Raw genomic sequence first — 24,232 nt, 5'->3', positions numbered from 1 at the left:
TTCCCCACTTTTTCCTACTTTCACACCATGTCCACAACACTATGTTTTGATTTTGGAAACACACGCAAAAAAGCTGCTGTTTTTACCAATGAGAAAATTTCTAAAGTACTCACATTAGAGGATGATGCACCAGCAACGATAGAGTCGCTCATTAATACATACAAACCTAAAAGATCCATTTTATCTTCTGTTATTAATCATAATGCGGAAGTTGAAGATCTTTTAAAAAGAAACACCCGCTTCCACTTGCTTAATCATGCGTCAAAAATTCCAATAACAACGCCGGTAGGAAAACCAGAAACTATTGGGGCAGACAGGCTGGCAATTGCCGCAGGCGGTGTGCATTTTTTCCCGGGAAAAAACTTGTTACTCATTGGGCTTGGCACTTGTATAACATTGAATTTTGTCAACAAATACAAAGAGTTTTTGGGAGGATCCATATCTCCCGGTCTTGAAATGAGGCTGAAATCGCTGCAATATTACACAGCAAAGCTTCCTTACACAAATGCCAAAGCTGATGTTCCGCTGATTGGATATGATACAGATACCAATATTTTATCAGGAGTTATTTTAGGAATGGCATATGAGATTGATGGCTTTATAGATGCGTACCAGGCTAAATTCGACAACTTTAACGTGGTATTAACCGGCGGCGATACACAACATTTGGCATCACACATTAAAAACAGGATATTTGCCGACCCTGATTTAATATTTAAAGGTCTTTATGCGATTAGTGAAATTAACAATGCTTAGGAAAACAGAACTATCGGCTCCGTTAGCATTAACTATACCTTCAATTTTTTTATTTTTTGCAGCATCGGCGCAGGATAATTCTCCTTACTCCCGATATGGATTAGGAAATCAGGCACCCACAACCAATGTAACTAACAGAGGCATGGGAGGCGTTGCCGCTGCTTATAGTGATCCTTACACTGTAAACTATGCAAACCCTGCATCATATTCTCTTTTTCTGTCAACTCAGGAGCCAGGTTCCAAAAAACTTAATTCCGGGCGTGTTGTTTTCAATATCGGTGCAGATGGCCAGGGACGAACGCTGACAGATCAGTCTGCGCAATCCAAGTTTACTTCTCCCAATTTACTTTTCAGTCACGTAATGGTAGGTTTGCCCCTCAGAAAGAACTGGGGTTTAGCTTTTGGTGTAAGGCCGCTTACCAATATCAACTATAAAATTCAAAAAAATGGGCCGCTTTATGACCCCACAAGCGGAAACCTTATCGATTCTGCATCAACACTCTATGAGGGTCAGGGTGGCGCATTCCTCGGTTCTTTGGGAACAGCAGTTAAATTTAAAACAGGTAAAACTCAGTTCTTAAGTCTCGGCTTTAACGCAGGTTATATGTTCGGAAGCCGTGATTATAATACCAGGTTATCTTTATATGACAGCGTAACGAGATATGCCAGCGCCCATTATCAGGATAAAACAAATCTGGCTGATTTCTATTTTGATGCAGGATTACAATATCATTTCAAAGCCAGCGAGAAAATAAATGTGAGCCTGGGTGCTTACGGTAACTGGCAGCAGGAAATTAAAACAACCAGAAATACAGTTGCAGAAACGTTTACTTATAGCGCAGAAACCGGTTATATACCTATTGATACAGCCACATCAACAAGTAATATAAAGGGAAGCCTTTTGTACCCTGCAAGTATTACGGGTGGGTTTATCATTCAAAAAATAGGAAGCGGTATAACAAATGAAGCCGGCTGGTTAGTTGGTGCTGACTTTACCAGAAATAACTGGGACCAGTTTCGTTTTGAAGGAACTCCTGATACAGCAGTTAGGAGCAACTGGCAGGCGAAGGTTGGTGCAGAGTTTCACCCGGCACCAAAAAATAATTATTTCAGCAGAACTTCATACAGGATCGGTTTCTTTACAGGCCCCGATTATATTTACACACGTCAAACAAAGATTCCAATACTGGGCATAACTGCCGGGCTAGGTTTGCCTATTGCAAATTTTAACCCGCAAGCTCGTAATCAGGCCAGTATGGTCAATCTTAGTTTTGAATATATCAAGCGAGGTAATAACAGTAATATTATACAGGAAAATTTATCAGGCTGTCTGTTGGTTTCTCGCTTACTGATCTTTGGTTTGGTGGTAAAACCAAGTACTACGAGGATTAACACCAGGCTTTCTCTGTTATTTTTATTGACCCGGCAGATGAATATATGGCATCGGTATTGCGTCGCACAGCGTTATCTGTAGTGCTGCTATCAACTTCTGTAAAAGTAGCAACACTAATAATTAATCACATTGCCTGGCTATCGCTATCTTAGCTATCGGATTCAATCTTAATATTTTGAAACAGTTTTTTGTTTTTATAACAGCACTTATGCTACTCGCTTGCGAAAACAGCGAGAGTGAGATCAATGCATTTGGAAAGAAGGCGGTGCAGAAAGATGAAGCCATCAAAGTGGAAAGTTATTTATCCCAGGGAGGGAAGTTAAAAGCAAAGCTAACCACACCATTAATGCTACGTGTTGCGGCTGACACACCTTATGTCGAATTTCCTAAAACATTGCATGTAGATTTTTTTAATGAGCAGAAAATAATCGAAAGTAAGCTGGATGCTAAGTATGGAAAATACTTCGAATCGCTTAATAAAGTGTACTTGAGGGATAGTGTGAAAGTTGTAAGCATCAAGGGCGATACATTGACCTGTGAAGACTTGTGGTGGGATCAGGAAAAAGAATTATTTTATACCGACAGGCCAGCTACTTTAAAATCTCCAACAGCTTATCCAATTTATGGCAAGGACGGCTTAAAAGCTACACAAGATTTTAAAAGTATTACGTTCAATCAGGTACAGCAAAGCCAAATCATTAGCGAAGGAGACGCCATCCCTGGTAACTCAAATCAAACTGCTCCGAAGGACAGTGTGGCGGCTAATTAGCCGAGTTGACAAGTTGAAAGTTGATAAGTTGATGGTGGTGTTTCAAGTTTGATATTATATAATCCATCGCGTCGGTTCGTGTCTTCACGAACCGTTGGAAGGCGAAGAACATGTTGGATGCCATTTAATCGGGACGATAAAACGAGCGTGGCAAGATCGATGAGTCATATTTATCTGTTGGAGCAATAAAAATTATCGGCAAGATTTACTTGTTTGTTAATCTTTACTTTTGTTGAGAGTTTGTCATCTATCACTTGTTAACTAACTAGCATGTCATTAAAAAACAGAACCGTTTTTATTACCGGCGCCAGCCGTGGTATAGGAAAAGCCATTGCATTGCGCCTGGCAAAAGAAGGTGCTAATATTGTAATAGCTGCAAAATCTATAAAAGAAAATGAAAAGCTTGGAGGTACCATTTTTTCTGCAGCAGCAGAAATCGAAGCGGCAGGTGGTAAGGCTTTACCTGTTCAGTGTGATATACGAGACGAGGAAATGATTCAGGCAGCTGTTGCCAAAACGGTAGAAACGTTTGGAGGCATTGATATTGTCATCAACAACGCATCTGCAATTGCACTTACAAAAACAGAAGAAACAAAAACCAATCGTTTTGATTTGATGCACGACATTAATGTTCGGGGTACTTTTTTAGTTACAAAAAACTGCTTGCCTTTTTTGTCGAAGTCAGACCATGCTCATATACTTACACTTTCGCCACCGGTAAATTTAAAGCCTAAATGGCTGGGTGGTCATATAGCCTATACTATGAGCAAGTACAACATGACAATGATGGCTTTGGGCTGGGCAGAAGAATTTAAATCTCTTCCTATTGCATCAAATGCGCTGTGGCCCAGAACTACAATTGACACAGCGGCTGTAAGAAACCTTTTGGGTGGAGAAACATTAGCTAACATGAGCCGAAAACCGGATATAATGGCTGATGCTGCATTTTACATTTTGAGTAAAAAGCCCAAAGAATATACAGGTCATTCTTTTATTGATGAGGATGTGCTTAACCAAAATGGGATTTCAGACTTAACACAATATTCAGTAATTGAAGGCGCCAGGCTTTATACCGATTTGTTTCTTGATTAATGCTTTCGTGTCAATTTTATTGGCATTTCATTAAGAAAAACAGGCTGATTTCTAAATAATTAGCTAAAGCTGGGTTAGGCAACCAGTTTTGTATGGTATTTGCACTACTATTAAGTATTGCAGCTATGCTGTTTTAATTTTTAATATCAAAACATATAATTTATGGAAAAACTGGAAAAGCTTGAGGCGATGGATAAAATTTTGAGGGAACTCGAAGACCTTAAAAACAGCGAAACCTCCGTATTAAAGAAAGTGGCTCAAATTGAAGCAGAAAATATCAATTTAGGCATTGGTCTTTTAGATAAAACCCTGCCGGATATTCATGAGCATTCAGATAAATCTATCGAAGCAATAGATAGTCTGTTAATTAGTTTTACAGAACACAGAGATAAGTTTGTAAAAGATAACAACCTGGGTCCAAAAGAGGACGAGGTGGCTTCATAATTGTTTTACTAGGGATTTAAGTGAACTGCCCGCAACAAAAGTTGCGGGCAGTTCTTTTATTCAGCGGACAGTTTATCTGATTCCTCTTGCTTACCGCTTCTTACAGCTTCTTCGTATAAATAATCTTTACGTTTCAATTCAAAATTTCGCCCCAGGTAAAGTTTCCGCACTTGTTCGTTCGCAGCCAGTTCTTCAGCTGTTCCTTTTTCAAAAATTTTGCCATCGATCAGCAAATAAGCTCTGTCGCAAATAGACAAAGTTTCATTTACGTTGTGGTCGGTAATAAGTATTCCGATATTCTTGTATTTCAATTTTGCCACGATACTTTGTATGTCTTCCACAGCAATGGGGTCAATACCTGCAAACGGCTCATCCAATAAAATAAATTTGGGGTTTACAGCCAATGCTCTTGCGATTTCTGTGCGCCTGCGTTCACCGCCACTTAATACATCACCGTTACTTTTACGCACATGACCTAACCTGAATTCGCCAAGCAGGGATTCGAGTTTTTCCTTTTGTTCTGTTTTATTAAGCTTCGTCATTTCAAGTACAGCGGAAATGTTATCTTCCACACTTAGTTTTCTAAACACAGAAGCTTCCTGAGGCAGGTAACCAATGCCCATCTGCGCTCGTTTATACATGGGCAGTTTGGTGATATTTTCATCATTCAAAAAAACATTGCCTTCGTCGGGCTTTATTAACCCAACAACCTGGTAGAACGATGTGGTTTTTCCAGCTCCATTTGGTCCAAGCAACCCTACTATTTCCCCTTGATGTACTTCAAAAGAAACGTGATTTACTACGGTGCGCTGCCCGTATCGCTTCACCAGATTTTGTGTTGTGATCTTCATTTGCATGATGGGAGCAAAAGTAACATGCTATTTTGATAATAGCACAATGTTGAAGTGTTAAAGCTGTCAAGGATAAAAATAAAACTGCTTTTTAGAAAATCATATGACATAGATGCAGAGGCTGTACGATTAATTTTGCTAACAAAATGGACACCTGCAATGTTAGGGTCAAGAAGTCTTAATTCTTATCTGAAAGTGCCAATAACCTTTAGGTTGCTTTAAGCCTCATTTCCAATATTTCTTCCAGGTATTTTCTTTCGTTACAAAGTCTGGGAACTTTATGTTGCCCGCCTAATTTGCCTTTTTGCTCTAACCATCTGTTAAAGCTGCCTTTCGGCATATTATGTACCTGCGGCAACCTTAGCGCGATATCTTTATAGCGCTTGGCTTCGTAATCGCTATTAATGCTTTGCAGCGCAGCATCTAATTCTTTAATAAAAATTTCAAAACTGTCTGGTTGTTTTTCAAATTCGATCAACCATTCGTGCGCACCGTTATCGGTTTCAGAAAAATAAATGGGCGCAGCTGTATAATCGTTAACAATAGCTCCGGTTTTTTGACAAGCCATACTAATTGCTTTATCACTGTTGTCTACTATTACTTCTTCACCAAATGCATTGATATAATGTTTTACCCGCCCGCTAACAATGATTTTATAAGGATCTTTTGAAACAAAACGAATGGTATCACCAACCAGATAGCGCCACAAACCGCCATTGGTACTTATTACAAGCGCATAATTTGTGTTCAGCTCAATATCTTTTAGTCCAATGGTTTGCGGAGCAGGTTTACCATATTCCCCCATGGGCATAAACTCCAGGAAAATGCCATGATCTGTAAACAAAAGCATGCCTTCTTCTCCCGGTATTTCGCTTGTAGCAAAAAAACCTTCGCTGGCGTTATATGTTTCCAGGTAATTGATAGGCTTACCTATAATATTTTTAAACTGTTCGCGATAAGGAGTGAATGAAACGCCTCCATGCATGTATAATTCCAGGTCAGGCCATATTTCGGCAATTGTATTTTTGCCCGTAATTTCTAAAAGGCGTTTAAATAAAATCAATGTCCAGGTAGGAACACCGCTAATAGATGTTACATTTTCACGCGCAGTTTGCAGCGCCATTTTCTCCAGCTTATCTTCCCACTTATCCATCAAGGCAATTTCAAGATCAGGCGTGCGCAACCAATGCCCCCAAAAAGGACTGTTTTGCAATAGCACCGCACTAAGGTCACCATATTGTACTTCGTTATTGACGGGGTTAATGGTATGGCTTCCCCCTAATACCAACCCTTTGCCAGTAAGCATAGCGCTGTCCGGATTAGAAGCATAATACATGGTAAGCACATCCTTGGCGGCCTTGTAATGACAGTCTTCAAGGCTTTCTTCACTTATAGGAATAAACTTGCTTTTGTCGCTGGTAGTGCCGCTGCTTTTTGCAAACCAATGTATCGGGCTATTCCATAAAAGATTTTGTTCACCACTCATCATTCTTTCAATGTATGGCTTAAGGTCGTCATATTCGCAAATAGGAACAGCCTTTTTGAAATCTTTTATATTGTAGATATTGGTAAATCCATGCTTACGGCCAAACTCTGTGTATTGTGCAGAAGTGACCAGGTTTTGAATAACTTCTCTTTGAGAATCTAACGGATGGCTACGCCAGGCTTCAATTCGCCACTGACGCATACGCGCTAAAGATGATATGGCAGGACTTAACAGAGCCATTTTGACTAACGCAATATTAACACAAAACTATAACAATGCTCGTACAGCTTTTCATTGTTTACTATTAAATGACTTAATAATCAGCCTGTTTTAAATTCTTAAAAAAAGAACAATGACTTGTCAAAATAAAATAACTTAATAAAAAGGAAACGTAAAGAATCGAAATTTATAAAAAACTTTATTTTATTTTGTTTTTGATAATATTTATTATATTTGATTTCATAATATTTCGTTTTGGATAAAACGAAACTAAGCAATGCAAAAATGTTTGATCGTGATATAACGTTAAAGCAACTTTCTGAACAGGAAGTTTGGGATATATTGGTTATTGGCGGCGGCGCTACCGGACTGGGTGTGGCATTAGATGCTGTTTCCCGGGGTATAAAACCATATTAATTGAACAGGCAGATTTTGCGAAAGGAACATCCAGCCGCAGCACCAAACTTGTTCATGGTGGTGTTAGATACTTGGCACAAGGCGATGTAAAATTGGTGCGTGAGGCTTGCGTAGAAAGAGGCCTGCTCCAAAAAAATGCACCACATCTTGTAAAGAATCAAACTTTTATTATTCCTGTTTATAATTTTTGGGATAAAATAAAATACACGATTGGCTTAAAAATATACGATTGGATTGCTGGCAGCTTGTCGCTTGGAAGATCTGTTTTTGTTTCAAAAGAAGAAGCAGCAAAACAATTACCAGGCATTAAGAGAGATGGGCTGCTGGGAGGTGTTTTATATCATGATGGGCAATTTGATGATTCGAGGCTGGCCATTAACCTCGCGCAAACTATTGTTGAAAGCGGAGGCGTTGTACTTAATTATACAGAGATAACTGGTTTGCTTAAAAATGATAAAGGCAAACTTAATGGTGCCGTTGTAATAGACAAAGAAAAGTCTGTTACGTACAATATAAAAGCGAAAGCTATTGTAAATGCAACAGGTGTTTTTGTAGACAGTATTTTGAAAATGGATAATGCCAATGCGGGTCAGACGGTGGTAGCCAGTCAGGGAATACATGTGGTTGTTGACAGGAAATTTTACACATCGCAACATGCATTAATGATACCTGAAACAAGCGATGGTCGCGTATTATTTGCTGTTCCCTGGCACAATGAAGTGGTGATTGGAACTACAGATACGCCGGTTGGTGAACCCAGCATGGAACCCAAAGCGCTTGAAAAGGAAATAGATTTTGTGTTGAAAACTGCATCTGGTTATTTGGACAGAGCTCCAACAAGAAAAGATGTATTAAGTGTATTTGCCGGGCTTCGGCCACTTGCGGCACCCGATAAAGGTTCTCAAAAAACAAAGGAAATATCACGTAGCCATAAGATCATAATATCACCAACAAACCTGTTTACGATTATTGGTGGCAAATGGACAACCTTTCGTAAGATGGGAGAAGACATGGTTGATGCCATTGAAAGGCATTTGCACTGGCCTCCTAAAAAACACAAACCGGAACGAAAAAGATCCATGGATTTAGCGAAGGAGTTAATTGGAAAGATCCTTTTTATTTCTACGGAAGCGATGCTGAACTTTTAAGAGAAAAAATAAACGGTACGCTGAACAATTGGATTAGCGAAAGCTTGAGAATCCATGAAATGCAGATAAGGTGGGCTGTTCAAAATGAAATGGCCAGAACGGTTGAAGATTTTTTAGCGCGCAGAACCCGGGCATTACTGCTTGATGCGAAAGAGAGCGTGAGAATAAGCCCCGAAGTAGCTCGTATTATGGCGGGTGAATTAAACAAAAACAACGATTGGATAGAGGAGCAGATTAACGATTATAAAAAACTTGCAGAACAATATCAGATTGCCTGAAAACTGCGACAGTGCTGAGTTTAAAACGATTGATAACAAGTTGATATTATTTTATCATTACCAATTTTTAAACAAATTATTACTATTTGTCTTAGCGTGTGTTTGAACGATTATTAACACTTTTTTGCAAACCAAAAAATAAGCTTCAATGGCCTTCTTAAACAAACCCTCTAGTCTTTTGCCAAAGAAATGGCTGTTTACAGCATTCTTGATGTTACTCGGCTTTATAACATTCGCACAACAGCGAACAGTAACCGGAACTGTAAAAGATGCTAAAACCAAACAACCACTCGCTTTAATCAGCGTTCAGGTGGAAGCCAGTTCGCGGGGTACTGCAACAAACGACAACGGGGTATTTTCTATTCAAGTTAATACTGGTGAAACTATCACATTTTCAGGAGTGGGGTATGCGACGACGCAATTAATCATGGATGACAAAACCTCATTTGACATTGAGTTGGCACCTGGCGAAGGCGAATTGGAAAATGTGCAGGTAAGCACAGCCTTGGGTATTAAGAGGAAGCCCAGAGAGCTGGGTTATGCTATCACTACTTTAGAGAATGAAGATTTAACCAATGCATTGTCCAACAACTGGACAGATGCACTTTCCGGCAAAGTAGCAGGTTTGAATCTGATTCGTTCTAACAGTGGGCCTGATGGTTCAAGTAAAATTATACTTAGAGGCGAAAACAACCTTACCGGCGAAAATGAAGCATTGATAGTTGTAGATGGTGTTGTAATTAACAATGGTAGTGCCCGTCGTTCTGCAAACAGCAGCGACGTTGCTTATGGTGTGGGTAGCGATAATATGCCTGCCGATTACGGCAGCGCAATGAACGACATAAACCCCGAAGATATTGAATCTGTAACCGTGCTGAAAGGGCCTGGCGCTGCGGCTTTTATATGGCGCTCGTGGCGCTAATGGTGCAGTTATAATTACCACAAAATCTGGTGCTAACAAAAATAAGAAATGGAAAATATCCGTAAACTCAAACTATGCTTTAGAGCAGGTAAATCGCTGGCCCGATTTGCAGTATGAATATGGCATAGGCTTAGATGGTCAGGCAGATTTATTAACGAACACTGGTTCTTCATCTGCGTATGGCCCAAAGTTCGAAGGGCAATATTTGACAAATCAATATAGTTCGGGATCACAAACAAGAGATGCTGTAAATGCTACGCTTTGGCGCCCTTATTCCGGAAAAAATGGCGTTAATGGTTATTTTCAAGATGGACAAACTTATACAAACTCTGTAACATTGGCGCGAAGTTGGGAAAAAACAAACTTTAGAATGTCTTACACCAATGTAAAAAATACCTGGATTACGCCAAACACAGGTTATAAACGCAATAGTTTTGCACTTTCTAGCGATACAAAAATTACTGACAAACTTAGAGTTTCGGTAAAAGGCGGCTATACCAATAAATCCAGCGACAACATTCCCGGCGCCGGTTATGGTAACCAGTCTATTATGTATTGGTATATTTTCTGGCAGCCCAATGGCGATATTGATTGGCTAAGAGATTATTGGATAAAGGGACAAGAAGGACAGAAAATATTTTATCCCTATTCTACCTATCCAGAAAATCCTTATGCTGTTGCTTACGAGTTTTTGAACGCTTATGATAGGGATAACTTCACTGGAAACGTACAGATAACGTATGATTTTACAAAAGATTTAAGCCTGATGGCAAGGCAATCGGCTGATTATACCAAGGACGACCGTTCGCAAAAACGCCCTTGGGACGCGGGAGCTAAAATGGTACACGGTAGCTACCGCATACAGGACATTGCCTCTCAGGAATATACTTCAGACTTCTTGCTAGGCTATAAAAAAGCATTAACGACAACTGGAGTTTAAAAGGAACACTTGGTGGAAGTATCACACAAAACAGGTATAATAGAGAAGATTTAAGGGCAGATGGGCTTAAATCTCCCGGAGCTTATTCCCTTGATAGTGCAGAAACAGCAGTGCAATCATTCCCATACAAAAGCAGGTTTGAGTACAGTAGTTTGTACGGAATAATTAATGCAGCGTATAAAAATTATTTCTTTATCGAACTTTCGGCTCGTAGAGACTGGACAAGTACGCTTGCCAATCCTTACAGAAACAACTCGGTTGGTTTCACCTATCCGTCTTTAAACATTAGCTATATCTTATCAGATGCTGTCAAACTTCCTTCAAGTATCAACTATGCAAAATTAAGAGCCTCTTATTCTAATGTGGGTAGCGGAGGTACTGTACCTTATCGTACTTCTTATGGATATGGACCTCTTCCTGTCTATGATGCGTATGGCAATGGTAATTACTATGCTGCCCCATCGGTTTTGGTAAAGCCAGATTTAAAACCGCTGCGAACCACAAGTTACGAAGTAGGCGCCGAAATGCAAATGTTTAAACGTCGTTTTGGCTTCGATATTGCAGCATATATGGGCAACACTAAAGACCAAATATTGCAGTCCATCATAGACCGTTCTTCGGGTTATAGCGGCGAAATTATTAATGCAGGAACAGTTCGCAACGTGGGTTTGGAAGTAGCCATGAACGGTACACCTGTAAAGGCAAAAAAGGCAGGCGGGTTTAAGTGGGATATAAATGTTACCTATTCTACTAACAAAAACAAAATTATTGATATACCTGATTCATCTGTTGTGTTAAGAACCGGAGCTGTAGGTAGTGGCCAAATTGTAGCAAAAGTTGGTGGTAGCATGGGCGATATGTACGGTCGTGGTTTTGTACGGTCGCCGGACGGCCAGGTGGTGTTTGATCCGGCCACTGGTAATGCAAAAATTACTGAAGAGGTTGTGTTCATAGGCAACACTATGCCCATTGGAAAATTGAGCATACAAAATGCGTTTACATTCAAAAATTTTAGACTCTCTACACTGTTTGATGGGCAATGGGGAGCCGTAGGGCATTCTTTAATGCACTATAAAATGGTAGAGCAGGGTAAACTTCAGGTAACTGTGCCTGGTCGTTACAACGGCATTATTGGTAATGGTGTATTAGAAGTTTTAGATGCCAGCGGCCAGGTAACCGGATATAGAAAAAATGATGTTGTAGCCACCGATATAGATGAATACTATCGCTCTATGATGGGGGTAGATAATGCGGAAGGAAGCTCATTCAGTACAGACTTTATCAAATTTAGAGAGGCGCGTATAGATTACACTATTCCTGCTGCGTATCTAAAAAAATACAGGATTGATAAAATAACGTTGGGTATATATGGTAGAAATTTATTCATCTGGTCTCCATGGCCCATGTTCGACCCTGAATTTGGTACTTTGAGCGGAACCGATATTAACCAGGGTTTTGAAATAGCTCAGTTCCCTTCTACACGTACTATGGGCGCCAATCTAATTATTACGTTCTAAAACATTAAAATACCTAGCATGATAAAGAATATATTATTGGGAACATTATTGCTGGCATTTATGCTGCAATCCTGTACCAAAAGATATGACGAGATTAATACAAACCCCAATCTTGTACCGGAGGTAAGCCCCGAGCAATTATTTGCACCAGCGCTTGCCAGTATTTTAGACATCAATATGTCGCGCAACCGCACTTTTAACAACGAACTAATGCAGGTTACAGTAAATATTGGTGATGGCGATGGTAAAGTTTTTCGTTACGATATTCGCACTACCTGGGGTACTCAACCTTGGAACAACCTATACCTGGAACTTACCAATCTTAAAAATATATATAGTATTGCCGACACAAGCAGCAGGTATAAAAATGATAGCTACAAGGGTGTTTCTTTAATTCTGCAATCCTGGGTGTACTCTATACTTACAGATACTTATGGCGATATACCTTATTCGGAATCCAACCTGGGCCGGCTCGAAGATGGTGCAAATCGCCGCCCTAAGTTCGACAAACAAAAGGATATTTATATGGCTATTTACGATAGCCTTGAGATTGCAAATAGTATTTTGGCGCAAAGTACCGATGCCATTACAAGTAATTCCGACCCAGTGTTTAAAGGCGATGTAGCCAAATGGCGTAAATTTGGTAACTCCTTATATTTACGTTTGTTGTTGCGCTTATCGGGTAAAAGCGAAGTTTCAGCAACTGTTATTTCCAAATTTCAAAATATTGTAAATAATCCTGTACAATATCCTATTATTTCTGATAATAACGAATCTGCAATTTTACGCTGGTCGGGCAGTGCAGTAGCAGCAGAGCCCATGTCTTCTCCGTTTAATAACGTTCGTGTGCAAGATTTCCGTTCACCGGGTTTAGGCGAGTTTTTTATAGGCAATTTGCGCAATTGGAACTCCCCTCTTATTCAAACTAATGCCCCACACGGAACCAATAGCATCAACCGCTGGGGTATTGCCCAAGGTTCTAATGCCTGGTCTGGTGTACCCAGCGGTTACGCACCTGGCCAGGATGTTACAAAATCATCTTATTTTTTAGCAGCGATCAGAATACATCAAACCAGGTTACCACTCCCAGAACCAATATGCAAACGGAACCGCTTACCGGCCAAATGTTAAACTATTCCGAAGTGCAGTTTATGCTTGCCGAAGCAGCGCTAAAAGACTGGATTGACGGAGCCGATTCGGTATATTACAATAATGGCGTGTTGGCTTATATGCAAATGTGGTTGCCTACTTCATTTACTGCGGCGCTGCTTACTAGCGGCGGAATTAACGGGGCGGTTTTTTAGGAGATGCAGATATATCATACCTGCCTCATCTTTCTTTCGACGAAAAAATGGATCTCATTTTGCTGCAAAAATATTATGCTTTGTTATGGTGCGATATGCAACAGTGGATTGAATATCGCCGTACCGGACATCCAATTCTGCCTAAAGGCCCTGGTTTAAGAAACAATGGTGTGATGCCTGCAAGATTGAACTATCCGGTAGAAGTACAATCTACCAATCCCACTTACTACAAAGAGGCAGTTGCATCGCAAGGGCCCGACAATATTGCTACACAGGTTTGGTGGCAAAAGCCATAATCCATTTCATTAAAAGCCTTATTAGATAAACGATAAAAACAGATAGATGAAACGCCCATGGTAATTTTTTCCACGTAAGGGAATGTATATGCGGCGTTCCATTCGGCCATAAAAAATCGCGGCGCAGCCGCAAACAAAAAATATACGAATGAAAAACAATATTTTAAACAGCCTTCTTATAGCCCTACTGCTTTTGGCTTTAGGCAGTTGTAAAAAAGATGGCTTTGGCAACTATCCCGGAGGTGTACCCTACGATTACATTGCAATATTTGATGTTAGAAACATATATAAAGGGCAAGATGTACAGCTAACTAAAGAAACGTTAGCCGGGGCTACTTCCTTATATGCAGTGGTAACTTCAGACCACGATGGAGGCAACCTGCCTGAAGGCTTATTGGTTGTGCAAGACAATCGCCGTAATAATTGGCTTAGGGGCATTTGCGTAAATATTGGAGCTGATGCTGCTAAATACCATCCTGGCGATTCTGTAAAAATAAAAATAGAAGGTGCCACCATTACCCGCAAAGACGGCATTTTACAAATTACCGGAGTAGCGGCTGCTAACGATGTAGTTAAAACCTCTTCGGGTAACGATGTAACAGTTACAAAAATAGATGCAGGCATCATTACAGCCAACCCTGATATTTACGAAAGCATTTTTGTAATGATTACAAAAGCAGGATTTACGCCTGTGCCACAAACTGGCACTGTAATGAAAGACGGAGAATATGTGAATGATGGGTTCGCTACGATACGCCTGGTTACAGACCCTGATGCCGATTTTGCTAATGATCCAATTCCTGGTTTGGCCGTTTACAAAGGCATTACTTTTAATGCCGTAGATGCAGTAGGTAAGTTAACCGCACAAATAAGACCCAGAATTAAAAGTGATTTAATTTCTATGGGAAACATTTCTTTGGCTCAACCGCTTATTATTACAGGTTTGCAGCGTGACCCGCAAGGCGGTGATGGCAACTACGAGTACGTGCAATTGATGGCAACTGGCGACGACATAGATTTTTCCGTAACCCCTTATTGTATTGTATTTACCAATAATGCAGGCGCTGCTACACCTTTGGGCGCTCCGGCAAACGGATGGGCTACCGGAGGCCAGCGTACTATTAAGTGGAATATAACTTCCGGTGTTGCTAAAAAAGGACAATTCTTTTATTTTGGCGGAACTGCTAAAATGATCAACGGGTCAGGATCTACGCCTTATACGGGAGACAACTGGTATGGAAAACAGTTTATTACAACAAAAGGGTATTTTAACACAGGAGATGGAGGACTGGTAATTCCGTCTGCTTTTGGGTCTGCTACAAGCACGCCGTCCGGACCCTTTGCAAATTCAGGTAATCCATGCGGCGTAGCCATATTTAAAAGCACAAGCATAACCAAAGAATCCATTCCGGCAGATGTGGTTTTTGTGAATACAAAAGGAACAGGAGGATCTCTATATCAGGCCGCTACCGATAAAACAGCGGCATTAGGGTACAGAATTACTACAAATGATTGGTACGATGCGGTTAATCCTGATAATCTTGAGGCGCAACCATTTATCAGAATGACGACAGGAGTTCTTGGTATTAACACTAAATGTGTCCCATATTATACAGCAGACTTAGGATATTTTGATATGTTGGGTGGTGTATATAATGTAACATTAGGCAGATGGACTAAAGCACGTTCTGAGACAAAGTATATAGACTTGGAAAAGACATCTACATGGAGTGAAATAGAAACCGGAGAAGATGTTACCAGACTGGAGGAATAGTATTAACCTGATTTTTAACTTAAAAAATTTTTTTAAATGAAATCGAAAAATATTTGCTTCTCACTTTTTGTGTTTATTCTTATTGGAGTCAACGCCTTACCGCTAAAGGCTAATGAACCTACTTACAATTATTGTAGTTTATCTACAAAAGGGTTTAAATACTTCACAATACCATACCTAAAGCTAAATATTTTGAATAGCCATAACGTTGTTGTAGAAGAGGATACTGAACAGAAGATTGTAGAAACAAGAGGGGACATTGTTTTACACTTTTATACTGATGCGACAATGCAACAATTTGGAAATCCCGCATATGTCTCTGCAAGTATAAGTATAACCGGAGAATCGGAACCGCTAATAACCACTATTGAAGAAACAGAGAACTTCATTCTCTATGATGCCACATTAAGTAGAAGCCATTACTACAAAGATGGCAGCGGTAATTGGGTTTTAGTTGCCCCTCCTGTAGTTACTTCATACACTCTTAATCCCAGTGATGAATATCACGTATTATAAAGATTAGCAACACGAGGCATAACAATTATATGAAAATAACTCTCGTGTCACTCAGCGAATTGCTGGAGATAAAAAAATAAGAGAATGAAATTGATGGCGTAATTACAGATTGTCCGGATTTGTTTTTTCGGTTGTAAGTTTTATCTTAGGCTGTTAATTGCTCATCAATGAACGGAACCCTGAACTGAGCGTAGCAATTGCGATGCCATAAGCAGTGCCGCTGGTTCAATAAATATTATAAACGATTCGCTATGTCAAAATACATATTGTCCTTTGATGCCGGTACTACAAGCTCCCGCGCAATTGTTTTCGATAAGAAAGGAAGCATTATTGCAGTGGCTCAAAAAGAGTTTAAACAAATATTTCCTAAGCCTGGTTGGGTAGAGCATGATGCTAGTGAAATATGGAGCACACAAATTGGTGTGGCTGCGGAGGCTGTTATAAAGGCTGATATTACGGCGGCTGATATTGCGGCTATCGGAATAACCAATCAAAGGGAAACCACAGTAGTATGGGATAGAAAAACTTCTCAGCCCATTTATAATGCTATTGTATGGCAAGATCGGCGTACCAGCGATTATTGTGATGAATTGAAAAAGACGGAACAGCGGCTATCATTAAAGAAAAAACCGGACTGGTTACAGATGCCTATTTTTCGGGTACTAAATTGAAGTGGATACTTGACAATGTAGATGGAGCGCGGCAGAAGGCCGAGGCTGGCGAGTTGTGTTTTGGCACTGTTGATTCCTGGTTAGTATGGAAGCTAACTAATGGCAAAGTCCACGTAACCGATGTAAGCAATGCATCGCGCACCATGATCTTTAATATTCATACATTGGAATGGGACAATGACTTATTGAAAAAATGAATATTCCTAAAAGTGTATTGCCTGAAGTGCGCTCCAGTAGCGAAGTTTACGGACATACGCAACATTTGCTTACCAACGCAGAAATTCCGGTTGCGGGTATTGCCGGCGATCAGCAGGCTGCTTTGTTTGGTCAAATGTGTACGCAGGAAGGAATGGTGAAAAACACTTATGGAACCGGTTGTTTTATGTTGATGAATACGGGAACAAAGCCGGTAACCTCTAATAATAATCTGCTTACAACGATTGCCTGGAAAGTGAATAATGAAGTGCATTACGCTTTGGAAGGAAGCGTTTTTATTGCAGGCGCTGTAGTTCAATGGTTGCGAGATGGTTTAAAAGTAATTCAAAAATCGGGCGATGTGGAAGCGCTAACTGCAACAGAAAAAGATAATGGTGGTGTTTATATGGTGCCTGCTTTTACAGGCTTAGGTGCACCCTATTGGAACCAACACGCACGAGGTATTATTGTTGGACTTACAAGAGGATCAAGCGATGGACACATTGCCAGAGCTGCAGTAGAAAGTATTGCTTATCAAACAATGGATGTATTAAAAGCGATGGAAGCAGATGCTGGTATTACCATTAAAGAAGTGCGTGTTGATGGCGGTGCGACTATCAACGATTATCTCATGCAGTTTCAAGCCAATCTTTTGAATACAGAAGTGGTAAGGCCAACGGTTACCGAAACTACTGCGTTGGGCGCGGCCTATCTTGCGGGCATTGCAGTGGGATTTTGGAAAAATGTGGACGAAGTGCATGCATATTGGGCCAAAGAAAAATCTTTTGAACCTTATATGAAAGAAGATGTGCGAGCTGAACTGCAAAAGGAATGGAAAAAAGCTGTACGTGCAGCGCAGGTTTGGGCGGAAGAGTAGAGCTCCTTGTCAACTTATTAACTTTTAAAAGTACTTTCAAATGAACATCTTTACAAGCGAACTGGTAGGTACCGCTATTCTTATTTTATTAGGAAATGGCGTGGTGGCCAATGTTGTTTTAAACAAAACAAAGGGAAATAATAGTGGCTGGATCGTTATTACATTTGGATGGGCAATGGCTGTTTTTGTTGGCGTATTTATTTCTTCAAAAGCAAGTGGTGCACATTTAAACCCCGCTGTGACACTGGCTTTGGCCTATTTAGGAAAAATTGAAGCAAGTATAATCCCATCTTACATTGGCGGACAACTGCTGGGAGCTATGCTGGGTTCTTTGCTGGTTTGGCTTAGTTATAAACAACATTATGCGCAAACAGAAGATACTGCAGCAAAGTTGGCAACATTTAGCACCGGCCCGGCCATCAGAAGTACCGTACATAATTTAATAACCGAAGCTATTGGCGCATTCGTTTTAATTTTCGCGGTGCTGTTTATCATAGCGCCAGCAAATAGCCTGGGTGCATTAGATGCATTGCCGGTAGCATTTATTGTTTTGGCTATTGGTTTAAGTCTTGGTGGGCCAACGGGGTATGCCATCAATCCGGTCAGAGATTTAGGCCCAAGAATTATGCACGCCATTTTACCTATTGGGAAAAAAGGTAGCAGCGACTGGGCTTACAGCTGGATACCAGTGGTAGGGCCAATCATTGGCGGCTTATTGGCAAATGGTTTTTAAACATTTTATGATGTAGTATCAACCTACATCTTGTCTATTATAATTTTAAACCAGGGTGTGTATTTTTCGGGGTGTAGTTGCAGGTCTTCTTTAAGATCTGATAAAGAAATATATTTCCAATCTGCTACTTCTTGTGTGTTGATATTTGGAGTATCAGAAAATTGACCAATAAAAACATGGTCAAACTCATGTTCTGTAAGGCCGTTTTTAAAAGATGCTTTGTAAATAAAGTCAAAGGCTTTATCAAGTTCGCCTTCGATGCCCATTTCTTCTTTTAATCGTCTTTTAGCAGCATGTAAAATATCTTCGTCCGGGAAAGGGTGGCTGCAACAAGTATTCGTCCACAATCCGCCGCAATGATATTTGTCCAGAGCACGTTGTTGTAACAACCATTCTTTTTTATCATTAAACAGCAACACAGAAAAGGCGCGATGCAATAAACCTTTTTGATGGGCCTCCATTTTTTCCATGGTACCTTTAGCATTGTCATTCTCATCTACCAGTATCACAAAATCGTTGTGTAAAGCCATAAGGCGAAGATAGGATTTGGAAGGGTATACTAAATACAAAAAAGCCGACTTACGCCGGCTTCAATATCTAAGTACTAAAATCTATTTACTCAAAAACATGCTTCTATCTTTATACAACTGTCTGAAATAAGGATCTTTTAAATCTTTAATAAAACGGATCGCTTCGCCGGTGCTTTTCATTTCCGGCCCAAGCTCTTTATTTACATTCGGAAACTTATCAAAACTAAATACAGGTTCTTTTATAGCAAATCCTTTTAGATTTTTCTCAAATTTGAAATCAGTAAGTTTATTAGCACCCAACATTACTTTAGTAGCAATGTTCAGATAAGGAATTTGATATGCTTTTGCAATAAACGGCGTAGTACGCGATGCGCGCGGATTAGCTTCTATTACGAATACATTTCCATCTTTAATAGCAAATTGAATATTGATTAAGCCTTTAATGTTTAAAGCTCTTGCAATTTTTTCCGCGTAATGCTCCATTGTTGTCACTTCCATCGGCGTAAGGTTAAAAGCCGGAAGCATGGCATGGCTATCGCCGCTATGAATACCTGCCGGTTCAATATGTTCCATCACGCCCATTACATGAAAGTTTTCGCCGTCAAAAATCGCATCTACTTCAGCTTCCTGGCAACGATCCAGAAAATGATCGATCAATATTTTATTTCCTGGAATATGTTTCAATAAACTTACAACTGCTTTTTCTACTTCTTCATCGTTAATTACAATACGCATTCTTTGTCCGCCTAAAACGTATGAAGGACGAACCAATACGGGATAGCCAACACGATTGGCAACTTCAATAGCTTCATCCACGGTCCACGCGGTTCCATACTCGGGGTAAGGAATTCCCAGGTCTTTCAGCATGTCGCTAAAACGGCCACGATCTTCTGCAATATCCATGCTATCGAAAGAAGTGCCAATGATTTCAACGCCCATGTCTTTGATCTTTTCAGCCAGCTTCAACGCTGTTTGCCCACCCAACTGAACGATAACTCCTGCTGGTTTTTCGTACTCTATTAATTCGCGAACATGCTCCCAATAAACCGGCTCAAAATATAACTTGTCTGCCATGTCGAAATCTGTACTTACCGTTTCGGGGTTACAGTTCAGCATGATGGCCTCATACCCTGCTTCTTTTATCGCCAGCAATCCGTGTACACAGCAGTAGTCAAACTCAATGCCTTGCCCAATACGGTTAGGGCCACTTCCTAAAACAATTATTTTTTCTTGTCGGTTAATTTCGATTCGTTGTGGGTTAAACCATCGCCACCTAATTTTAAACTCGGACTGTCAAAAGTACTATAGAAATAAGGTGTTTTAGCTTCAAACTCTGCACTGCATGTATCCACCATTTTGTAAACACGGTTAATGCCGAGTGATTTACGTTTTGCATACACTTCGTCTTCTTCTGCACCAATAAGTGTTGCAATCTGTGCATCACTAAAGCCGTTCACCTTTGCTTCGCGAATCATTTCAGTAGTCAGATCATCCAAATTCAGTTCGCTCAGTTTTTTTCAATCACGCATATTTTCTGAATTTCAGATAAGAACCATCTGTCGATACCATTGGTAGCTTTAGAAATGGTGCTTACAGAAATGCCTGCCATCAACGCATCTTTAATTCTGAATATCCTGTCCCATTTCGGTGTTTTGATATATTCCTGCAATTCTTCTGCGTGCATCAGGCTTTTGCCGTAATAACCCAAACCGATCGCATTGTTTTCAAGACTCTGACAAGCCTTTTGTACCGCCTCGTTAAAGCTGCGGCCAATGGCCATTACCTCGCCCACACTTTTCATTTGCAGGCCAAGCGTGTCGTTGGCGCCTTTAAACTTGTCGAAATTCCAACGTGGTATTTTTACAATTACATAATCCAGCGCCGGTTCAAAATATGCCGATGTTGTTTTTGTAATTTGATTTTCTAATTCATCCAGATTATAACCGATGGCCAGTTTGGCGGCGATTTTTGCAATGGGATAACCAGTTGCTTTGGAAGCCAATGCAGAAGAACGACTTACGCGTGGATTAATTTCAATCGCGATGATTTCTTCAGTTGCAGGATTCATCGAAAATTGCACGTTACACCCTCCGGCGAAATTGCCCAGGTCGCGCATCATCATAATCGCGGTATTACGCATCAACTGCATGCCTGTATCGCTTAAAGTCATTGCCGGCGCCACAGTAATACTGTCTCCGGTATGCACGCCCATCGGGTCAAAGTTTTCTACTGTACAAATAATACAAACATTATCGGCATTATCGCGCAGCAGTTCCAACTCAAATTCTTTCCAACCTAAAACCGCCTGTTCTACCAAAACTTCGTGTATTGGAGATGCCTTTAAGCCACGGTTTAGCGCTTCATCCAGTTCATCTTTATCATGTACAAAACCGCCGCCTGTTCCGCCTAGTGTAAACGAAGGACGGATCACCAATGGAAAACCGATTTCCTGAGCGAATTCTTTTCCTTCTAAAAAGGAGTTCGCTGTTTTGGCTGTTGCCACAGGTACTCCTAATTGTATCATCCATTGACGGAATTTTTCGCGGTCTTCGGCTTTGTCAATTGCCTTTATATCCACACCAATCAGACGCACATTGTATTGTTTCCAAATACCAAGCTCTTCTGCTTCTTTGGCAAGGTTCAACGCAGTTTGTCCGCCCATCGTTGGCAGCACTGCATCTATCTGATTTTCCTGCAAAATTTGTTCAATACTTTCTACTGTAAGCGGAAGCAGGTAAACCCGGTCTGCCATCATGGGGTCGGTCATAATGGTGGCGGGGTTGCTGTTGATCAGTATTACTTTAATACCTTCTTCGCGTAAACTGCGGGCAGCTTGTGTACCAGAGTAGTCAAATTCACAAGCTTGTCCGATAATAATAGGGCCGGAGCCGATAATCAAAACTGATTTTATGGAAGTATCCTTGGGCATTTTTACCTTTTCTTTCTATTAAAAAAACAAATTGCGCAAAAGTAAGGCTTTGATGGGAAAAGGGGCGGGTGTTTTTTTATTATTTTATCATCGGCAATACTACTATCATCGAAATTGCCACGCTCGGTTTATCGTTCCGATTATGGAGCAGCATTTGATAAAGTCACCAAAGAAAATAACTTCCTTAGCTATTCATCTATTTTCATTTCTTTATTTTTGACGGATGTCGAAAAGAATAGTTGCAGCTTTAGTTTTATTATTGACAGGTATTTCATCTTTTAGCCAATTATATAAAAAACCGGTTTATCCAAAAGGATATTTCAGATGGGTTACTAATCTGAAACCCGACATCGTTGCCAATATGGGCGAGCTGCGTCCCAATCACTGGCATATGGGTATGGATGTGCGCACTAACCAGGTCGTAAATCAAAACGTGGTTGCAGCTGCTGATGGTTATATTGCTTTTGTAGGCATTGAGCCTTTAAGTTGGGGAAGATGGATCATCATCAATCATTCGAACGGTCTGTCAACCTTATACGGGCATCTTAATGATTTTAGAGATGATTTGGAACGGTATGTTACCGAGCATCAGTACAAAACGCAATCCTGGGAAACCCATTTAAATATTCCCCCGGAAGGTTTCCGGTAAAAAGGGAGAATTTATTTCTTTTAGCGGAACTACAGGCGGTTCCGGTGGGCCGCATGTGCATTGGGAAGTGATTGATACAAAATCCGGACGCAGGCTTAATCCTACTTTATTTGGAACTCCTATTGTTGATAATGTGCCGCCAACTATACTAAAAATTGCCATGTACGACAGGAATAATTCTGTGTATGATCAGTCGCCATCCATCTATAAATTATCCAAGACCGGAGGCGCTTATTCAGTATCGGGTGGAATAATCAATACCAGTTTCAACACATTAAGTTTTTCTATTCAGGCTTATGACACCAGAAATGGCACTGGTAACCAGGATGGTGTTTACAGCGCCAGGTTATTTGTAGACGGATCAGAAAAAAGTAGCTTTTATATTGATAGTATTGATTATGCTGACAGCCGGTACATGAATTGCCAGGTAGATTATAAAATGACCAGTGGCGGAGGAGGTTGGATGCAGCATGTATCAAAATTGCCTGGAGATCTTAGCGGCATTTATTATGATCTTGGCCAGCAGTCGCAGCTTCAACTCGCTGACAATAACGTTCATAATATCAGAATAGAAGTTGCGGATGCAAATGGAAATGTTTCCAATATTAACTTTGACATTAAACAAAACGGCGGCTCATCACCTGCGATACGTGCCTACGAATGGCATGCGGGAAGATCTAACCATCTTGCAAAGAGTTCTTTTGAGGCCCATCTTCCTTTAAATGCGTTGTATGATAAAATGAACACTAATTATTCAAGCACGCCATCAGCATCTTTAAATAGTGTTTCCACCCGACATAAATTGGGTGAAACTTATATTCCCGTTCATAGCAATTTCGAGGTTAAAATTAAACCATCCAAATACATCAGTCCCGAAAACCGTGATAGAGTAATAATAAAGCGTGTGGGCAAAAACACAACTATTAGAAGAGCTACCTGGAGTGGAGAATGGTTAACAGCACAGTTCCGGGATTTTGGCGTTTTTGAAGCATTTATTGATAATGCGGCACCTTCTATCAATTCTTTAGGCAGCGGTGAAGTGGTGGATCTTAACAAAGCCAGGCGCATTACTTTTACGCCAAAGGATAATTACGGCATAGCCGATTTTCGTGCGGAAGTTGACGGGAAGTGGCTTCGTTTCACCAATGATAAAGGCCGCTCGTGGATTTACGATTTTGATGATAGAATAACCTCGGGCCAGCATACCTTAACGGTAACGGTTATTGATATTGCTGGTAATGTAACCAAAAGAAGCTGGCAGTTTGTCCGTGGTGTAAATACGCCTGGGGCTTCGAAAAGCACAGCTTCTAAAACGACAGTAAAAAAGCCAACGACGGCATCAAAAACAACATCAACGAAAAAGAGCAGTGCAGTAAAGAAAAAGACCACACCGTCCAAAACGGCTGCTAAAAAAGTACAACAACCAAAAAGACATCTGCCAAAACATCAACATCTAAAGCAAGTGTAAAAAAAACGTCAGCTAAAGCTTCCTCTTCTAAAAAATCATCAACAAAAAAGAAATAAAA

Annotated in this window: 24 protein-coding genes and 2 pseudogenes; 21 read left to right on the top strand and 5 right to left on the bottom strand. The window is 40.4% G+C overall.

The annotated features are described in order from the left end of the window. Positions 1-27: 27 nt before the first annotated feature. The 5 genes from MKP09_RS18145 to MKP09_RS18125 all read left to right on the top strand — a co-directional run bounded on the left by MKP09_RS18145 (position 28) and on the right by MKP09_RS18125 (position 4,454). Positions 28-756: a type III pantothenate kinase gene (locus MKP09_RS18145; RefSeq protein WP_240831730.1), complete on the top strand. Its 729-nt coding sequence runs from the start codon at positions 28-30 to the stop codon at positions 754-756. Beyond that, positions 749-2,230: a hypothetical protein gene (locus MKP09_RS18140; protein ID WP_240831729.1), complete on the top strand. Its 1,482-nt coding sequence runs from the start codon at positions 749-751 to the stop codon at positions 2,228-2,230. Before MKP09_RS18145 ends, MKP09_RS18140 begins: the two co-directional genes overlap by 8 nt. A 94-nt stretch (positions 2,231-2,324) precedes the next feature. Then, a complete protein-coding gene (gene lptC / locus MKP09_RS18135; RefSeq protein WP_240831728.1) occupies positions 2,325-2,918 on the top strand; it encodes an LPS export ABC transporter periplasmic protein LptC in 594 nt (197 codons plus the stop codon). Between the two features lie 270 nt (positions 2,919-3,188). Beyond that, on the top strand, positions 3,189-4,010 hold the full coding sequence (locus MKP09_RS18130; protein WP_240831727.1) for an SDR family oxidoreductase: 822 nt from the start codon (positions 3,189-3,191) through the stop codon (positions 4,008-4,010). A gap of 162 nt (positions 4,011-4,172) precedes the next feature. Next, positions 4,173-4,454, top strand: a complete 282-nt coding sequence (locus tag MKP09_RS18125; protein WP_240831726.1) for a hypothetical protein — start codon at positions 4,173-4,175, stop codon at positions 4,452-4,454. Between the two features lie 56 nt (positions 4,455-4,510). Here MKP09_RS18125 and lptB read toward each other — a convergent pair whose 3' ends face one another. Together lptB and MKP09_RS18115 are read right to left on the bottom strand one after the other, a co-directional pair. Then, on the bottom strand, positions 4,511-5,305 hold the full coding sequence (gene lptB / locus MKP09_RS18120; protein ID WP_240831725.1) for an LPS export ABC transporter ATP-binding protein: 795 nt from the start codon (positions 5,303-5,305) through the stop codon (positions 4,511-4,513). A 208-nt stretch (positions 5,306-5,513) separates the two neighbouring features. Continuing rightward, the gene (locus tag MKP09_RS18115; RefSeq protein WP_240831724.1) at positions 5,514-7,031 is read right to left on the bottom strand and encodes a GH3 auxin-responsive promoter family protein; all 1,518 of its coding nucleotides are present in this window, start codon (positions 7,029-7,031) and stop codon (positions 5,514-5,516) included. 234 nt (positions 7,032-7,265) lie between these two features. On the opposite strand from MKP09_RS18115, the gene MKP09_RS18110 reads away from it, so the two are divergent. From MKP09_RS18110 to MKP09_RS18045, 14 genes and pseudogenes are all read left to right on the top strand, one after another. Next, positions 7,266-7,427, top strand: coding sequence for a hypothetical protein (locus tag MKP09_RS18110; protein ID WP_240831723.1), 162 nt, complete (start codon positions 7,266-7,268; stop codon positions 7,425-7,427). Beyond that, positions 7,352-8,575, top strand: coding sequence for a glycerol-3-phosphate dehydrogenase/oxidase (locus MKP09_RS18105; RefSeq protein WP_240833312.1), 1,224 nt, complete (start codon positions 7,352-7,354; stop codon positions 8,573-8,575). Before MKP09_RS18110 ends, MKP09_RS18105 begins: the two co-directional genes overlap by 76 nt. Then, positions 8,503-8,853, top strand: coding sequence for a glycerol-3-phosphate dehydrogenase C-terminal domain-containing protein (locus MKP09_RS18100; RefSeq protein ID WP_317235441.1), 351 nt, complete (start codon positions 8,503-8,505; stop codon positions 8,851-8,853). Before MKP09_RS18105 ends, MKP09_RS18100 begins: the two co-directional genes overlap by 73 nt. Before the next feature lie 148 nt (positions 8,854-9,001). After that, complete coding sequence (locus MKP09_RS18095; protein ID WP_240831722.1) at positions 9,002-9,775, top strand: TonB-dependent receptor plug domain-containing protein; 774 nt, start codon at positions 9,002-9,004, stop codon at positions 9,773-9,775. 106 nt (positions 9,776-9,881) lie between these two features. After that, on the top strand, positions 9,882-10,715 hold the full coding sequence (locus tag MKP09_RS18090) for a TonB-dependent receptor (RefSeq protein ID WP_240831721.1): 834 nt from the start codon (positions 9,882-9,884) through the stop codon (positions 10,713-10,715). Further along, on the top strand, positions 10,694-12,232 hold the full coding sequence (locus tag MKP09_RS18085) for a TonB-dependent receptor domain-containing protein (RefSeq protein ID WP_317235440.1): 1,539 nt from the start codon (positions 10,694-10,696) through the stop codon (positions 12,230-12,232). Before MKP09_RS18090 ends, MKP09_RS18085 begins: the two co-directional genes overlap by 22 nt. Before the next feature lie 18 nt (positions 12,233-12,250). Continuing rightward, positions 12,251-13,363, top strand: a complete 1,113-nt coding sequence (locus MKP09_RS18080) for a SusD/RagB family nutrient-binding outer membrane lipoprotein (protein WP_240831720.1) — start codon at positions 12,251-12,253, stop codon at positions 13,361-13,363. Beyond that, positions 13,357-13,536, top strand: a complete 180-nt coding sequence (locus tag MKP09_RS26580; RefSeq protein ID WP_394801096.1) for a SusD/RagB family nutrient-binding outer membrane lipoprotein — start codon at positions 13,357-13,359, stop codon at positions 13,534-13,536. Before MKP09_RS18080 ends, MKP09_RS26580 begins: the two co-directional genes overlap by 7 nt. A 47-nt stretch (positions 13,537-13,583) precedes the next feature. After that, positions 13,584-13,832, top strand: a complete 249-nt coding sequence (locus MKP09_RS26575) for a SusD/RagB family nutrient-binding outer membrane lipoprotein (protein ID WP_262915505.1) — start codon at positions 13,584-13,586, stop codon at positions 13,830-13,832. Between the two features lie 148 nt (positions 13,833-13,980). After that, a complete protein-coding gene (locus MKP09_RS18070) occupies positions 13,981-15,606 on the top strand; it encodes a DUF5689 domain-containing protein (protein WP_240831719.1) in 1,626 nt (541 codons plus the stop codon). 192 nt (positions 15,607-15,798) lie between these two features. Next, complete coding sequence (locus MKP09_RS18065; RefSeq protein WP_240831718.1) at positions 15,799-16,122, top strand: hypothetical protein; 324 nt, start codon at positions 15,799-15,801, stop codon at positions 16,120-16,122. Positions 16,123-16,373: 251 nt separating this feature from the next. Beyond that, positions 16,374-16,990 (top strand): annotated as a pseudogene (locus tag MKP09_RS18060) (FGGY family carbohydrate kinase). After that, positions 16,987-17,865, top strand: coding sequence for an FGGY family carbohydrate kinase (locus tag MKP09_RS18050; RefSeq protein ID WP_240831716.1), 879 nt, complete (start codon positions 16,987-16,989; stop codon positions 17,863-17,865). The pseudogene MKP09_RS18060 and the gene MKP09_RS18050 overlap by 4 nt, the downstream one beginning before the upstream one ends. 40 nt (positions 17,866-17,905) lie before the next feature. Continuing rightward, positions 17,906-18,598: an MIP/aquaporin family protein gene (locus MKP09_RS18045; protein ID WP_240831715.1), complete on the top strand. Its 693-nt coding sequence runs from the start codon at positions 17,906-17,908 to the stop codon at positions 18,596-18,598. Between the two features lie 23 nt (positions 18,599-18,621). Here MKP09_RS18045 and idi read toward each other — a convergent pair whose 3' ends face one another. From idi to carB, 3 genes and pseudogenes are all read right to left on the bottom strand, one after another. Further along, positions 18,622-19,128: an isopentenyl-diphosphate Delta-isomerase gene (gene idi / locus MKP09_RS18040; RefSeq protein WP_240831714.1), complete on the bottom strand. Its 507-nt coding sequence runs from the start codon at positions 19,126-19,128 to the stop codon at positions 18,622-18,624. Between the two features lie 81 nt (positions 19,129-19,209). Further along, entirely contained in the window at positions 19,210-20,310 is a 1,101-nt protein-coding gene (locus tag MKP09_RS18035; RefSeq protein ID WP_449587077.1) for a carbamoyl phosphate synthase preATP-grasp domain-containing protein, read from the bottom strand. 38 nt (positions 20,311-20,348) lie between these two features. After that, positions 20,349-22,057: pseudogene (gene carB, locus MKP09_RS18025) on the bottom strand (carbamoyl-phosphate synthase large subunit). A gap of 223 nt (positions 22,058-22,280) precedes the next feature. Between carB and MKP09_RS18020 the strand changes: the two are divergent. Both MKP09_RS18020 and MKP09_RS27535 read left to right on the top strand, forming a co-directional pair. Next, the gene (locus tag MKP09_RS18020; RefSeq protein WP_240831710.1) at positions 22,281-22,706 is read left to right on the top strand and encodes a M23 family metallopeptidase; all 426 of its coding nucleotides are present in this window, start codon (positions 22,281-22,283) and stop codon (positions 22,704-22,706) included. 67 nt (positions 22,707-22,773) lie between these two features. Then, positions 22,774-24,174, top strand: a complete 1,401-nt coding sequence (locus MKP09_RS27535; protein ID WP_240831709.1) for an Ig-like domain-containing protein — start codon at positions 22,774-22,776, stop codon at positions 24,172-24,174. Positions 24,175-24,232 lie beyond the last annotated feature (58 nt).

This window comes from Paraniabella ginsengisoli (assembly GCF_022513635.1).
Classification (GTDB): domain Bacteria; phylum Bacteroidota; class Bacteroidia; order Chitinophagales; family Chitinophagaceae; genus Niabella; species Niabella ginsengisoli.
This window is presented reverse-complemented; position numbering and strand designations above follow the sequence as displayed.